Here is a 15,031-nt window from a genome sequence, read left to right on the forward strand (position 1 = left end):
CTTTCCGACCGATGGACGAAACCTTGCTGCTGACCGCCCCCGACTGGCCCCGGCCCGCCGATCCCGACCGCGCCCGTCTGGGTCGTGAGCGGTGGCGGGAGCGCGCAGGCTCGCTGGGCGAGGAGATCGCCTCCTTCGCCGCCGGGCTGGAGGACGCGCCGGAAGGGCGGCGGATGCTGGACGCGATCTTCGGCAACAGCCCGTTCCTGACCGAAGCGATCCTGAAGGAGCCCTCCTTCCTGAATGCGTTGATCGAGGGGCCTGTCGCGGACCAGGTCGAGACAGCGATCGCGGAGACCGAGGGTCTGGGCGCGGAGAGCGACCGGGCGAAGCTGATGGCCGGGCTGCGGCGGGGCAAGCGGCGGGTCGCGACGGCCGCGGCGCTGGCGGACATAGGCGGGCTATGGTCGCTGGAGGAAGTGACCGGCGCGCTGAGCCGTTTCGCCGAATCGGCGCTGGGCGCGGCCACGCGCCACCTTCTGCGGGACGCGGCGAACCGCGGCGCGATCGACCTTGCCGACGCGCACGCGCCGGAGCGGGGGTCCGGGCTGATCGTGCTCGGCATGGGGAAGTTGGGGGGCGGAGAGCTCAACTATTCCAGCGATATCGATCTGATCATCTTCTATGACGACGCGCGCGTCCGCACCTCACGGCCGGACGACATGGCGCACACCTTCATCCGGCTCGCCCGCGACCTGGTGCGCATTATGGAGGAGCGAACTGCCGAGGGCTACGTGTTCCGCACCGATCTCAGGTTGCGGCCCGACCCCGGCGCCACCCCGCCCGCCGTGTCGGTGTCGGCGGCGGAGGTCTATTACGCCGCCATGGCCCAGAACTGGGAGCGGGCAGCGATGATCAAGGCCCGCCCCCTGGCCGGAGACAGGGAAGCCGGGCGCGACTTCCTGAAGATGATGGTCCCGTTCGTGTGGCGGCGGAACCTGGATTTCGCCGCCATCCGGGACATCCACGCGATCAAGCGGCAGATTCATGCCCATAAGGGCCATGCGGCGATCGCGCTGAAGGGTCACAACATCAAGCTGGGGCGCGGCGGCATCCGGGAGATCGAATTCTTCGCCCAGACCCAGCAGCTTATCTTCGGCGGCCGGAATCCGCGCCTGCGCGTGCCGGCGACCTGCGCCTGCCTGGAGGCGCTGGCCGAGGAAGGCCGGGTCGACCGCGCGACGGTGGACGATCTGATCGAGGCCTACGGATTCCTGCGGCGGGTGGAGCACCGGCTGCAGATGATCGACGATCAGCAGACCCACAGCCTGCCGGAAACCGACGAAGGGTTGGACGCTATCGGCGCCTTCATGGGCTTCCGGGATGGCGACGCCTTCCGGCGGCGGTTGAGGGAAACGCTGGAATGCGTGGAGCGGCATTATGCGGAACTGTTCGAGGAAACGCCGGATCTGGCCGGACCGCCGGGACTGAACCTCGCGGGCAGCGACGACGATCCGGACACGATGGCGGCGCTGTCGGCGATGGGCTTCGCCGACCCGGTCGCGGTGCTGGGGCTGGTGCGCGGCTGGCTACACGGCCGCTATCGCGCCGTGCGCAGCGAACGGGCGCGGAACCTGATGCGGGAGCTGGCGCCGACCCTGCTGGCGGCGCTGGCGCGCACGCCGAACCCGGACACCGCCCTGCTGCGGCTGGACACCTTTCTCAGTCGGCTGCCGGCGGGCATCCAGCTTTTCTCGATGTTCCATGCCAATCCCGGCCTGCTGGACCTGGTGGCGGAGCTTCTGGGCACGTCGAACCGGCTGGCGGATTATCTCTCCCGCAATCCGGACCTGCTGGAGGCGGTGCTGACGCCCGGCTTCCTGCGGACGCTGGACGAGATGCCGGTGCTGGAGCGCGATCTTGGGGATTTGATCGCCGCGGCGCTGCATTACGAGGATTTGCTGAACAGCCTGCGCCGCTGGACCAACGACCAGCGATTCAGGGCGGGCGTCCATGTGCTGCGCCGGGTCTCCGACGCGCCGGAGGCGACGGCCTACCTCTCCGACGTGGCGGAGGTCGCGCTGCGCGCGCTGGCCCCGAAGGTGGAGGCGGAATTCGCCCGCCGCCATGGCGGGTTCGGCAAGCCGGAACTGGCGATCATGGCGATGGGAAAGCTGGGCGGGCGGGAGATGTCCATCAGGTCGGACCTGGACCTGATCATGGTCTATGATTCCGGCGGATTGCCGCCGGAATCCGACGGCGACAAGCCGCTGGCGCCGACGGTCTATTTCGCCCGGCTGATCCACCGGATCATCGCCGCCATCACCGCGCCGACCGCCGAAGGCGCTCTCTATGACGTCGACATGCGGCTGCGGCCGTCCGGCAATGCCGGCCCCGTGGCGACGGCGCTGGAGGCCTTCACCCGCTATCACGACGAGAGCGCGTGGACGTGGGAGCATATGGCGCTGACCCGCGCCCGGATCATCGCCGGACCGCCGGAACTGACGGCGACGCTGGAGGGGCTGATCCGCGGCGTGCTGACGCGACGGCGCGATCCCGACACCCTGCTGCGCGACGTGGCGGACATGCGCCGGCGGATCGGGAAGCAGTTCCCCGACCGGCCGATCTGGGAGGTGAAGCATACGCGCGGCGGCATGGTGGATATCGAATTCATCGCCCAGTACCTCCAGCTTCGAGAGGCGGCGAACCATCCCGACATCCTGTCGCCCAACACCGCGACGGCGCTGGGCAGGCTCGCCGAAGCCGGGATACTGGAGGAAGAGGCGGCCGAAGACCTCAAGCGGGCGCTGCTGCTGCTCCAGCGGGCTCAACTTTTCCTCCGGTTGACGGTGGAGGGCGCATTCGACCCCGCGACGGCGCCCGACGCGCTGAAGCAGGCTCTGGCCCGCTCCGTGTTGCGCGACGAGACGGAGACTCCCGATTTCGAGACGGTGGCGGCGATGCTGGCGGCGGCGCTGGACCGCGCCCACGGCCATTTCCGCCGGCTGATCGAGGAGCCTGCCGTGGCCGGGGCAGCGGGATAACCGGGCTTGCCCTCGGCCGGGCAATCTCTACCCTGCGTTCATCGGACAATCACGAGGACGAGGAACGATGACCGTCGAGGTCGGCCGCAAGGCCCCGGATTTCACCCTTCCCACGGCCGGCGGCGGCGAGGTGACGCTGTCGAAACTGCGCGGCCGGAAGGTGATCGTCTATTTCTATCCGAAGGCCGACACGCCGGGCTGCACCAAGGAAAGCTGCGGCTTCAACGATGCCCTGCCGGACTTCACGGGCTCGGGCGCGGAGATCATCGGCATCTCCAAGGACCCTGTGAAGAAGCTGGACAAGTTCGCCGACAAGTACGGGCTGAAATTCACGCTGGCGTCCGACGAGCCGGGCGCGGTGGTGGAAGCTTTCGGCTCATGGGTCGAGAAATCCATGTATGGCCGGAAATATATGGGCATCGACCGTTCCACCTTCCTGATCGACGAGAACGGAACCGTCCAGGCCGCCTGGCGGAAGGTGAAGGTGCCGGGCCATGTCGAGGAGGTGCTGAAGGCGGCGCGGTGATAGCGTTGCGGAGGTTCGAATTTCGCCCCGTGCCTGGCGAAGTCACCATAAGCGTCGACGGCCTATGGATTCCCGATCAAGTCGGGAATGACTTTTAGTTTGGTCGACGCGGCGTCTATGTCAGATGGCTGCAATCCCCGTCGAAGCCGTAGACATCCATCGCCAGGATGCCGTAGCGGTGGCTGCCGTGGAGGCGGTGGCCGGGCTGGCCTTCGGCGGCGCCCAGCGCGGCGAACAGGGGCAGGAGATGTTCGTCGGTCGGGTGGTTGCGGACGGCGTGGGGCGCGCGGGCGCGGTAGTCCAGTAGGTCCTCCGATCGCCCCTCCTCCACCGCATGGTGAAGCCAGTCCGCGAAGGAGACGACCCATTCCGGCGGCTCCGCCGTCGCCGACTGCCCCCTGAACTCCATCAGATTATGGGTGGCGGAGCCCGAGGCTAGGATGAGCACGCCTTCCTCCCTGAGAGGGGCCAGCGCCCGGCCGATCGCCTCATGATGCGCCGGATCCCGCCCCGGCTGGATCGAAAGCGGAACCACGGGAACGTCGGCGTCGGGATACATCAGCGTCAGCGGCACCCAGGCGCCGTGGTCGAGGCCGCGTCGAGCATCCTCCTCCACCGAGATGCCGGCCCGGCGGAGCAGTTCCGCCACCCGGCCGGCCAGCGCTGGGTCGCCTTTCGCGGGGTAGTCGACCTCATAGAGAGCGCGCGGAAAGCCCGAGAAATCGTGAATCGTGGTGAATTCCGCGGCCGGGCCGACGGTGGGGACCGCCGTCTCCCAATGGGCGGAAACCACGATGATTGCCGACGGCTTGCCGAGCGCAGGGCCCAGCCGCTCCAGATAATGGCGGGCGGGCGAATCGTCGATCGCCAAGGTCGGCGCGCCATGCGAGACGAAGAGGCTGGGAAGGCGTGACGCCATGGGAAAATCTCCACTATTGCCGTCAACGGAAAATGGGCTCCGGCGGGCGAATTGATAACACCGGCCGGCCGGACCATACTGGTTCCTGACGATTGACAATCAGACAATGGAGCGCGTGACCGGATGGACCGGCTGACCGGAATGGAGGCTTTCGCGCGGGTGGTCGAGACCGGCAGCTTCACGCGCGCCGCGGAGCAGTTGGGCATCAGCCGGGCGATGGTCAGCAAGCATGTGATGGAGCTGGAGAACCGGCTTGGCGTCCGGCTGCTGAACCGGACGACCCGGAAGCTGAGCCTGACCGAAGCGGGGGCCAGCTATTATGGCCGGACCACGCAGATCATCGCGGAGATCGATGAGGCCGAGCAGGCGGCGTCGCGGATGAACCTGCAGCCGCGCGGGCTCTTGAGGGTCAACGCGCCGATGTCCTTCGGGACACTGCATATCGCGCCCGCCATCCCCGATTTCATCGCCGCCTACCCGGACGTGACGGTCGAGCTGACCCAGAACGACCGAATCGTCGATCTGATCGAGGAAGGGTACGATCTGGCGGTGCGCGTCGGGAAGCTGCAGGATTCCAGCCTGATCGCCCGCAAGCTGGCGCCCTGCCGGCTGGTGCTGTGCGCGTCGCCCGCCTATCTGGCGCGGCGCGGGGAGCCGAAACGGCCGTCCGATTTGGCCGGACATGACTGTCTGGACTACACATATTCGGCGGAACGGAACCTGTGGCGGCTGCGCGGGTCGGAGGGCGAGATCCAGGTCAGGATCGACGGCCCCTTCCGCGCCAACAATGGCGATACGCTGCGAGCGGCCGCGATCGCGGGGCTGGGGCTGATCATCTGCCCGTCCTTCATCGTCGGCGCGGATTTCCGGTCCGGCCTGCTGAAGCCGATCCTGTGCGACTATCGCCCGCCCGAGTTCGGCATTCATGCCGTCTATCCGCACAACCGCCACGTCTCGGCCAAGGTCCGCAGCTTCGTGGACTTCCTGGCCGAGCGGTTCGGTCCCCGGCCCTATTGGGACGACTATCTGGTGGAGATGGATGCGGTGGTGCTGGCCGGATAGACCGCAGCCCCCTCACCCTCCCGCTTCGCGGGTCCCTCCCTCTCCCCGGAGGGGCGAGGGTGAAGTTGGTAGCCCTCGCCCCGCCGGGAGAGGGTTGGGTGAGGGGCGTTTTATGTCGGTTCAAACAGGTACGGCGTCGCGCCGCGGAGGGATTCGTCGACGGTGAGGCGGTGGTGGACCGGGGGGAAGGCGCGCTGGGTGCAGTCCAGCCTTTCGCAGAGCCGGCAATGCAGGCCGATCGGCACGGCGATGCCGTCATTGGCGACATCCACCCCGTCCGCGTAGACGAGTTGGGCGGCATAGGCGATCTCACAGCCCAGCGCGATCGCGTAGGTCTGGCCGGGCATGCGGAAGCCGGTGCCGGTCTTGGTCACCGTGCGGGCGATGGAGAAATAGCGGCTGCCGTCCGGCATCTCCGATACCTGTGAGAGGATGCGGCCCGGCGCGCGGAAGGCGTCATGGACGTTCCAGCGCGGGCACGCGCCGCCGAAGCGGGCGAAATGCAGCTTGTTGGCGGAAAAGCGCTTGGAGATGTTGCCCGCCTTGTCGACCCGGATCAGGAAGAAGGGCACGCCCTTCGCGCCCGGCCGCTGGAGCGTCGTCAGCCGGTGGCACACCTGTTCGAACGAGCTTTCGAACCGGCGGGAGAGTATGTCGATATCGTAGCGGACCGCCGTCGCCGCGCGGTAGAAGCGGTCATAGGGCATCAGCACCGCGCCGGCCAGGTAGTGGGCGAAGGCGATGCGACCGACGCGAGCTGCCTCCTCACCGGAAAAACGGGCCTCTGCCACCGTCCGGTCCAGGAGGTCGCGATATCGGATGAGGGCGATCTGCGCAGCGAGCTGGAAATTACGGCTGGGCGCCGACAGCATCTCCGACAGCAGCACGCGCCGGCCGTGCCGGTCGTAGCGCCGTTGGGTCGGTCCCATCACCTCCACCGGCATGATTTTGACCCGGATCGTCAGTTCGCGATCGAGATAGTCGGCCAGGCCGCGGTCGAGCGCGCCCAGCTCCAGCCCGCCGGTAGCCCACACTTCCTCCGCCGCCGCCTCCAGCGCGGGAAAGCTGTTCGCCTGGGCGTGGAAATAGTCGCGGATCTCATCCAGCGCGGCGCCGGGCGCGCCGGTCGGCGGCGCGAGTTCGGCCCCCGGCCCCTGCTCCGCCAGAAGACGGCGATCCTCGCTGAGCGCGCGATAGGCCTGGTAGAGCGTCAGGACCGCCTGGGCCGCGCCGGGCTGGCCGGCCGCCAGCTCCGCCAGGTCCGGCCGCTTCACGTCCGCGCCTTCGAAGAGGGGATCGCCGAACACCTCCTGAAGGCCGCTGGCGAGGCGGGCGGCATCATCCTCCGCGAAGCTGGCGAGGTCGATATCGAAGGTCTGGCCGATGCGCAGCAGCAGGTCGACGGTCACCGCGCGCTGGTTGTTCTCAATCAGGTTGAGATAGCTGGGGGAGATGCCGAGGCGTTCGGCAAGCTGCGCCTGGGTCAGTTCACGGTCCCGCCGCAGGCGGCGGACCTTGTGGCCGAGCATCGCCTTCTTCGCCATCACCTCACCTGCTTTACAAACATTACAAAAACGACTCACTACGCACACCTGGTTTACAGAATGACTAATTTACCGTCGATAATCTATTGATACAAGCAACTCTATTGCCCATCCTCTCATTTATGCGGCATCGCAACATTACAAGATACGTTTAGAGAGGAAAGTTCATGGCGCCCCTGGACCAGGCAGAAACACAGATTCATCCCGAAGAGCTGCACCGGCGGCGCTTCGACGGCGTCAGGCGGGATTACGGGCCGGCGGATGTCGAGAAGCTGCGCGGATCGGTCAAGATCCAGCACACGCTGGCGACGCTGGGCGCGCGGCGGCTGTGGGAGCTTCTGCACCGGCGCGATTTCGTGAATTCGCTGGGCGCGACCAACGGCAACCAGGCGATGCAGATGGTGCGCGGCGGGCTGGAATCGATCTACCTGTCCGGCTGGCAGGTGGCGGCGGACGCCAACACGGCGGGCGCCATGTATCCCGACCAGAGCCTCTACCCCGCCAATTCGGTGCCGGAAGTGGTGCGCAGGATCAACCGGACGCTGGAGCGCGCCGACCAGATCGAGCATGCCGAGGGCGGGGCGAAGCGCAACTGGTTCGCGCCCATCGTCGCCGACGCGGAGGCGGGGTTCGGCGGGCCGCTCAACGCGTTCGAACTGATGAAGGCGATGATCGAGGCGGGCGCGGCCGGCGTCCATTTCGAGGACCAGTTGGCGTCGGAGAAGAAATGCGGCCATCTGGGCGGCAAGGTGCTGGTGCCGGTCAAGACGTTCGAGCGGACGCTGAACGCCGCGCGGCTGGCGGCCGACGTGATGGATGTGCCGACCCTGCTGATCGCCCGCACGGACGCGGAAAGCGCCAAGCTGATCACCAGCGACATCGACGAGCGCGACCATCCCTTCATCGACCGCTCGACGCGGACGGAGGAGGGCTTCCACCCGATCCTGCCCGGCCGGCGCATGGAATATTGCATCGAACGCGGGCTGGCCTTCGCGGAATATGCCGACCTTCTGTGGATGGAGACGTCAAAGCCCAACCTGGAGCAGGCCAAAATCTTCGCTGAGGCGATTCAACGGAAGTTCCCCGGCAAGATGCTGGCCTACAACTGCTCCCCCAGCTTCAACTGGAAGGCCAATCTGGACGATGCCACCATCGCGCGGTTCCAGCGGGAACTGGGGGCGATGGGCTACAAGTTCCAGTTCATCACGCTGGCCGGCTTCCATAGCCTGAACCACGCCACCTTCCAGCTTTCCAAGGGATACAAGGAACGGCAGATGGCGGCCTATTCGGAGCTTCAGGAGGCGGAGTTCGCGGCGGAGAAGGACGGCTACACCGCGACCAAGCACCAGCGGGAGGTCGGCACCGGCTATTTCGACGCGGTCAGCCTGGCGATCAGCGCCGGCAAATCGGCGACGACGGCGATGGCCGAATCGACCGAGACCGACCAGTTCCATTGATCCCCCGCGAAGTCCCTCAGAAGGAGATTCAGGCCATGACCACCAAATTCTGGATCGTCGGCGGCGAGTACCACGACACCAGCTTCAGCGAGATCGTCACCGGCACCCAATGCCTGGACGGCCCCTTCCCGACCTATGAGACGGCGCTGTCGCAATGGCGGCGGATGGCCGGGGAGACGCGGTCCAACGCCTGCGCCCGCTATACGATCGCGCAGGAAACCACCCGGTAGATCTTTCCACGCGCGCGCTACCTCCCGGAGGGAGCGGACTGCGAACGCCGCCGGCCGAAGGGTCGGCGGCGCTTTTTTGCGCCTTGACGCTGTTCGGCGCGCGGCGCGTCTCGTAGCATTCGGACGGACATTCCCATTGACCGAAGGCCGCCCCGAATGACCACCATCCGAACCGTCGCGCCGACGCCCGAACATCGCGAAGCCTGGGACGGGCTCTATGCCGGCTATGCCGCCTTCTATGAGGTCGAGCAGACGGAGGAGATGCGCGACCGGGTGTGGTCGTGGCTGAGCGATCCCGACCATGAGGTGGAGGCGCTGGTCGCGCTGGACGAGTCGGGGAAGGTCATCGGCCTTGCCCATTACCGGCCCTTCGCCCGGCCTCTGGCGGCGGCCACCGGCGGCTTCCTGGACGATCTGTTCGTCGATCCCGACGCCAGGGGATCGGGCGCGGCCCAGGCGCTGATCGACGGGGTGGCCGAGGCCGGCCGCCGACGCGGCTGGTCGGTGATCCGCTGGATTACCGCCGACGACAATTACCGCGCGCGATCGGCCTATGACCGGGTGGCGACCCGGACGGGCTGGGTGACCTACGACCTGACGCTGGCGTCATGACCGCCCCCGACACGCTGGCCGGACGCGCCGTGGGTGTCCTGGCGGAGCCCGACCCGATGGGCAAGGTGCGGCTGACGCGCGACGCCATCGACGCCTGGACCAACGGCGACCTTGCAGGAGTCGGCCGCGCCGACCCGCCCGATCGGCCCGGACGCCCGCCCCGGCCCGAACTGCTGCGGCCGGCGGAGATGCCGAGGCGGCGGAAGGCCGGCAGCCTGGCCGGGCGGATCGCGCTGTTGCACGCGCTGGCCCATATCGAGCTGAACGCGATCGATCTTTCCTGGGACGTGATCGCCCGGTTCTCCGCCCCCGAACGCGCCGGGACGCCGCTGCCGGAGGCGTTCTTCACCGACTGGCTGAAGGTGGCGTCGGAGGAGGCCAAGCATTTCGCCATGCTGTCGGAGCGGTTGGTAGCCCTCGGCGCCGCCTATGGCGACCTGCCCGCCCATGACGGGCTGTGGCAATGCTCCACCGACACCGCCCACGACCTGGCGGCCCGGCTGGCGGTTGTGCCGATGGTTCTGGAGGCGCGGGGGCTGGACGTGACCCCGGCGATGATCGAAAGCCTGACCAAGGCCGGCGATCCGGAATCGGCCGCCGCGCTTCAGACCATCCATGACGATGAGATCGGCCATGTCGCCATCGGCAAGAACTGGTTCGAGCATGTCTGCGTCCAGCGCGGCGACGAGCCGATCCCGACATGGCAGGGACTGGTCAAGACCTACTTCCGGGGCGAGTTGAAGCGGCCATTCAACCGCCTGTCGCGGGACAAGGCCGGCTTCCATTCCGCTTTCTACGAACCGATCGCGGTGGGATAGCGCGAGGAATAGCGGCAGGGGTTGTGAAATGGCCGGCGGGGCACGATCCTAAGCGCGGACAATTTGAGAGAACCGGTTCCACCAGATGACCAGCGTCCCGAAGGCGTCGAAGGCCGAGACCCCGGCCGCCCTTTCCCTGCTGGACGACGCGCTGCCGGTGGGGATCGCGAGGTGCGATGAATCGGGAACCGTCCTCACGGCGAACGCCGCCCTGCTGGCGATGGTCGGTCGGCCAGTGGACGAAATGGTCGGCCAGCCTGCCACCTCCCTCCTTGACCGCCGGCGGCGAGCGCACGCGGATTCCATCCATCAGGAGGCGATGATAACCGGCGAGACGACCGCCGAGGAATGGCGCGTCCGCAGGCCGGACGGCGCGTATGTCGACCTGCTGGTCACCGGGCGGGCGGTCGATGAGAGGGAGGGCGGCGGCAGGCTTCGGCTGCTGTCCTTCGCCGACGTCACGACCTTGCGCGACCGGCAGCGGGGGGCGGAGGCCGAGCGGGCGCGCTTCGAGAGCTATTTCATGCACGCGCCGGAGAACATCTTCATCGCCCGGGTCGGCGAGAACGATTCGATCATCCTCGAGGCGCACAACCCCGCGTCGGAACAGGCCACCGGTCTGCCGAATGACGTGATCGCGGGCAAGAGCCCCGAGGACGTGCTGCCGCCGGACGTCGCGGAACGAGCGATGGCGCAGTATCGCGTGGTGCTGGCGACGGGGAAGCCGCTGGATTCCGTCGACGAATTCACCTTCGAGGGGCACAGGCGCGTCTGGCACACGATACTGGTGCCGATCCGCGACCGGGACGGCCAGATCACCCATATCCAGGGCCGATCCCGCGACGTGACCGAGGATGTCCGGTTCCGCCGGAAGCTGAAGGATGTCGAGGACCTGCTGGAATCGATCTACCAGGTCGCCGATGTCGGCATCTCCGTTGTCGACAAAGACCTGCGGCTGGTGACCACCAATCAGGCGTACGCCCGCTTCATCCACGAGACGCCTGAGAATCTGATCGGCCGCAGTGTGCTGGACCTGATTCCGGACGAAGCCCGCCACAGCGTGATCGAATGGCATCGGCAGGTGATGGCGGGCATCACGGTCCGCGACATGGAGCTGGAGGGTATCAATCCGAAGGGGGAGCCGATCATCTATTCCCTGTCGTCCAACCGGTTCATCGATGGCGGGAGCCGCCCCTTCGCCGTCACCGTCCTTTCTGACATCACGCACCTGAAACAGCTTGAGCGGGATCTGTCGGAGCGAGAGGAAAGGCTGCGGCTGGTCGCCGACAACATGCCGGCGCTGATCGGCCTGCTGGACAGGGAGGAGAAGATCCTGTTCGCCAACCAGCAGTTCCGCGACTGGCTGGGCCTGACCGGACAGGAACTGACCGGCCGCCCGATCGCGGAAATCCTTCCGCCGGGCGGCGAGGCGATCCTGCGTGCGCCGCTGCAGCGGGTACGTTCCGGCCGGGAGACGACCTTTCAGCAGACCTACCGCCATCCGCGCGGCGACGACAGGAACCTCCGGCTGAGCCTGATCCCGCGATCCCGGCACGATGGCTATGACGGGTTCTACATCTTCGCCTTCGACATGACGGCGATTTCACGAACCCAGGCGGAGCTGATCAGCGCGAAGGAGCGGGCGGAGACGGCGAACCAGTCGAAGTCGCAGTTCCTGGCCAATATGAGCCATGAGCTGCGCACGCCGCTGAACGCCATCATCGGCTTTTCCGAACTGATGGCCGACGAGGCGTTCGGGCCGCTGGGGTCCGATACCTACCGCGCCTATATCGGCGACATACTGGGCAGCGGACGGCATCTGCTGAACCTCATCAACGAGATCCTGGACCTGTCGAAGATCGAGGCCGGCCAGTTCGACCTGCTGGAGGAGGAGTTCGACCTGGCCACCGCGACGGCGGAGGCGCTGGCACTGGTCCGGGTCCGCGCGCGGCGCGGAGAGGTGGCGCTGTCGCCGGAGATCGGGACCGACGCGCCCCGGCTGAGGGCGGACCCCAGGGCGTTCAAGCAGATGCTGCTGAACCTGCTGTCTAACGCCATCAAGTTCACGCCGCCCGGCGGACGCGTCACCCTGACATCCCGCCTGAACGGCAACGACGCGCTGACCGTGGCGGTGAACGACACCGGCATCGGCATCCCGCCCCACCGGCTGGAAGAGATCGGGCTGCCTTTCGTGCAACTGGACAACGTCATGACCCGCCGGCACGAGGGCACGGGCATCGGCCTGTCGATCACCAAGGCGCTGATCGAGCTTCACGGCGGCAGCCTGGAAGTCTCCAACCGGCGCGGCGGCGGCACGATCGCCGCCCTCAACTTCCCGCCGGAACGGGTGGTCCGGGCGCTTCGGGACTGAATCACCCGCATATCAAAGCGTGGGCAGGGTTCTGCGGATGTGATCCGCGAACGCGGCGATCGCGGGGGATTGCTCCGCCTCCGCAAAAGCCAGCCTTACGCCCAGCCGCGGCAAGGGCGGAAGCGGGTCGCCCAGGATATGGAGGTCGGGTGGAACCGGCTTCCGGGTCATGACGCTGATCGCCAGGCCGGACCGGGTCACCGCGATCAGCCCGGCGATGCTGTTGCTTGCATAGGATATGTCGTAGCGCAGTCCGGCGCGGGCCAGAGCGTCGCAGGCAGCCCGATGGTCGACGGCGTTCGACGCCGAAAGCGCCAGCCGCACGCTGTCGCCGAACTCATGGAGTTCCAGTGTGGGCTTGCTTCCCACCCAGACCAGCGGCTCCGTCCTTATGATGTCGTCCGTTCCCTGAGGGTTCGGCACGGAAACCATCGCCAGATCGATCTGACGCGAATGCAGGAGAACGCGCAGTTCAACCGTCGGCGCCGACACGACCTTGATCTCGATATCGGGATGCCGCGCCCCGAAACTTTCCAGAAGAGCGGGAAAGAACGCGGCGAGATAATCCTCCGGACTGCCGAAGACGATGGACCCGCGCACGCGATCGCCGGAAAACGCCTCTAGCGCCTCATCATGCATCTTCAGGATACGTTCCGCATAAGCCAGGAAGCGCTCGCCGGCTCTCGTCAGGCGAACGCCGCTGCCGCTTCGATGCAGAAGCGCCTGGCCGAGAATCTCTTCCAGCCGTTGCATCTGCATCGTGACCGCCGATTGGGTGCGTCCGATCTGCAGAGCGGTGGCGCTCAGCGATCCCGAACGCGCGGCCCGCACGAAGGTCAGCAGAAGACGGGAATCCAAAGGGGCCTGCATATCAACTCCATTGATAGCGCGCCCGCATTATTATCAATTTTATTGCCATTGGTCAGGGAGTTTAGTGTTTGTCCAGGCCTTGATCGGAGCTTGTCATGTCAAAGAACCTGGATCGTGAATTCTGGAATTCGGCGGAGAAGCATCTGGTGCGCTATGGCGGGGCTTTCGATCCCGCCATCATTGAGCGCGCCGAGGGGTCGTTCGTCTACGACGCCGACGACAACCCGATCCTGGATTTCACGTCGGGGCAGATGAGTGCCTTGCTGGGGCATTCGCACCCAAGGATCGTTTCGACAGTTCAACGTCAGGTCGGAGCGGTCGCCCATTTGTTCAGCGGGATGCTGTCGCGCCCCGTGGTCGATCTGGCGGCGCGGCTGGCCGAACTGGCGCCGGGCCTCGACAAGGTTCTGCTGCTGTCGACAGGCGCGGAATCGAACGAGGCCGCCATCCGGATGGCCAAGCTGGTCACCGGCAAGCATGAAATCGTCGCCTTCTCCAAGAGCTGGCACGGCATGACCGGGGCCGCGGCCTCCGCCACCTACAGCGCCGGGCGCAAGGGGTACGGGCCAGCGATGCCCGGCTCGATCACGATCCCCGCGCCCAATGCCTATCGCCCGCGTTTCAGGAACGATGACGGATCGCTCGACTGGCGCACGGAGCTTGACGATTCGTTCGCTCTTGTCGACGCGCAGTCGACCGGAAGCCTGGCTGCGTTCATCGCCGAACCGATCCTTTCGAGTGGCGGCATGCTGGACCTGCCCCCCGGCTATCTCGCGGCGTTGAAGCAGAAGTGCCGCGAACGGGACATGCTACTTATCTTCGACGAGGCGCAGACCGGCATCGGACGCACCGGGCGGATGTTCGCCTTCGAAAGGGATGGCGTGACCCCGGACATCCTCACCCTGTCAAAGACCATCGGCGCCGGCCTTCCTCTTTCGGCCATGCTGACGACGCCGGAGATCGAACAGGCGGCGCATGAGCGCGGGTTCCTCTTTTACACCACCCATGTCTCCGATCCCCTGCCGGCGGCGGTGGGCCTGACCGTGCTGGACGTGGTGCGGGACGAACGGCTGATCGAGCGCGCCCGACGTCTGGGCGAAACATTGTTCGCGGGATTGTCGGACCTGAAGCAGCGCTTCGAATGCGTCGGCGACGTGCGCGGCCGTGGCCTTTTCCTCGGGCTGGAGATCGTCAGGGACAAGGCCGACAAGGAACCTGCCCCGGAACTCGGCGCCCGCATCGCGAGGGAAGCCTTCCGGCGGGGACTGAACATGAACATCGTCAAGCTTCCCGGCATGGGCGGCGTGTTTCGTATCGCCCCGCCGCTGACGATTTCCGAAGACGAGATCGAGCTTGGCCTGCGCATCCTGTCCGACGCCATCGGATGCGAGACATCCCCGACCACGATCGCCGTCGGGGCCGGGGCGTCACTGGCTATTTGACATCGGTCCCGACCAATCTACGCTTGGGTATGACTGAAGAGCACTCGCCCAGCCATGTCGTCGCGACCTGTCACTGCGGCGGCGTGAAATTGTCGCTTGCGGCCCCGCCGACGGAAATAACCGAATGCAACTGCTCGCTTTGCCGGAGCTACGGCGTGCGGTGGGCCTACTACAACGCTGAAGATGTCGCATTTTC

12 protein-coding genes are annotated in these 15,031 nt (G+C 66.6%); 9 read left to right on the forward strand and 3 right to left on the reverse strand.

Annotated elements, in window-relative coordinates:
* Positions 1–23 precede the first annotated feature (23 nt).
* Both AAFN89_RS11425 and bcp read left to right on the forward strand, forming a co-directional pair.
* Entirely contained in the window at positions 24–2,984 is a 2,961-nt protein-coding gene (locus tag AAFN89_RS11425) for a bifunctional [glutamine synthetase] adenylyltransferase/[glutamine synthetase]-adenylyl-L-tyrosine phosphorylase (protein ID WP_347539166.1), read from the forward strand.
* Between the two features lie 67 nt (positions 2,985–3,051).
* Entirely contained in the window at positions 3,052–3,510 is a 459-nt protein-coding gene (gene bcp / locus AAFN89_RS11430; protein ID WP_347539168.1) for a thioredoxin-dependent thiol peroxidase, read from the forward strand.
* 115 nt (positions 3,511–3,625) lie between these two features.
* Here bcp and AAFN89_RS11435 read toward each other — a convergent pair whose 3' ends face one another.
* A complete protein-coding gene (locus AAFN89_RS11435) occupies positions 3,626–4,429 on the reverse strand; it encodes a class III extradiol ring-cleavage dioxygenase (protein ID WP_347539170.1) in 804 nt (267 codons plus the stop codon).
* A gap of 123 nt (positions 4,430–4,552) precedes the next feature.
* Here AAFN89_RS11435 and AAFN89_RS11440 point away from each other — a divergent pair, with 123 nt between their 5' ends.
* Entirely contained in the window at positions 4,553–5,491 is a 939-nt protein-coding gene (locus tag AAFN89_RS11440; RefSeq protein WP_347539172.1) for a LysR family transcriptional regulator, read from the forward strand.
* Positions 5,492–5,601: 110 nt separating this feature from the next.
* Here AAFN89_RS11440 and AAFN89_RS11445 read toward each other — a convergent pair whose 3' ends face one another.
* A complete protein-coding gene (locus AAFN89_RS11445) occupies positions 5,602–7,035 on the reverse strand; it encodes a short-chain fatty acyl-CoA regulator family protein (protein WP_347539175.1) in 1,434 nt (477 codons plus the stop codon).
* Between the two features lie 167 nt (positions 7,036–7,202).
* On the opposite strand from AAFN89_RS11445, the gene aceA reads away from it, so the two are divergent.
* The 5 genes from aceA (at position 7,203) to AAFN89_RS11470 (ending at position 12,523) form a co-directional block, all read left to right on the forward strand.
* On the forward strand, positions 7,203–8,492 hold the full coding sequence (aceA, locus tag AAFN89_RS11450) for an isocitrate lyase (RefSeq protein ID WP_347539177.1): 1,290 nt from the start codon (positions 7,203–7,205) through the stop codon (positions 8,490–8,492).
* A 35-nt stretch (positions 8,493–8,527) separates the two neighbouring features.
* A complete protein-coding gene (locus AAFN89_RS11455) occupies positions 8,528–8,722 on the forward strand; it encodes a DUF4170 domain-containing protein (protein WP_347539178.1) in 195 nt (64 codons plus the stop codon).
* A gap of 156 nt (positions 8,723–8,878) precedes the next feature.
* Positions 8,879–9,334 carry a GNAT family N-acetyltransferase gene (locus AAFN89_RS11460; RefSeq protein ID WP_347539180.1) on the forward strand — a complete coding sequence of 152 codons (456 nt, stop codon included), beginning with the start codon at positions 8,879–8,881 and terminating at the stop codon, positions 9,332–9,334.
* The gene (locus tag AAFN89_RS11465) at positions 9,331–10,152 is read left to right on the forward strand and encodes a ferritin-like domain-containing protein (RefSeq protein ID WP_347539182.1); all 822 of its coding nucleotides are present in this window, start codon (positions 9,331–9,333) and stop codon (positions 10,150–10,152) included. The genes AAFN89_RS11460 and AAFN89_RS11465 overlap by 4 nt, the downstream gene beginning before the upstream one ends.
* A gap of 85 nt (positions 10,153–10,237) precedes the next feature.
* On the forward strand, positions 10,238–12,523 hold the full coding sequence (locus AAFN89_RS11470; RefSeq protein ID WP_347539184.1) for a PAS domain-containing protein: 2,286 nt from the start codon (positions 10,238–10,240) through the stop codon (positions 12,521–12,523).
* 12 nt (positions 12,524–12,535) lie between these two features.
* Here the strand turns inward: AAFN89_RS11470 and AAFN89_RS11475 are convergent, their stop codons facing one another.
* Positions 12,536–13,393, reverse strand: coding sequence for a LysR family transcriptional regulator (locus AAFN89_RS11475; protein ID WP_347539186.1), 858 nt, complete (start codon positions 13,391–13,393; stop codon positions 12,536–12,538).
* A 95-nt stretch (positions 13,394–13,488) separates the two neighbouring features.
* On the opposite strand from AAFN89_RS11475, the gene AAFN89_RS11480 reads away from it, so the two are divergent.
* Entirely contained in the window at positions 13,489–14,835 is a 1,347-nt protein-coding gene (locus AAFN89_RS11480; protein WP_347539188.1) for an aspartate aminotransferase family protein, read from the forward strand.
* The last annotated feature ends 196 nt before the right edge of the window (positions 14,836–15,031 follow it).

This window comes from Inquilinus sp. CAU 1745 (genome assembly GCF_039839375.1).
Classification (GTDB): domain Bacteria; phylum Pseudomonadota; class Alphaproteobacteria; order DSM-16000; family Inquilinaceae; genus JBDOQU01.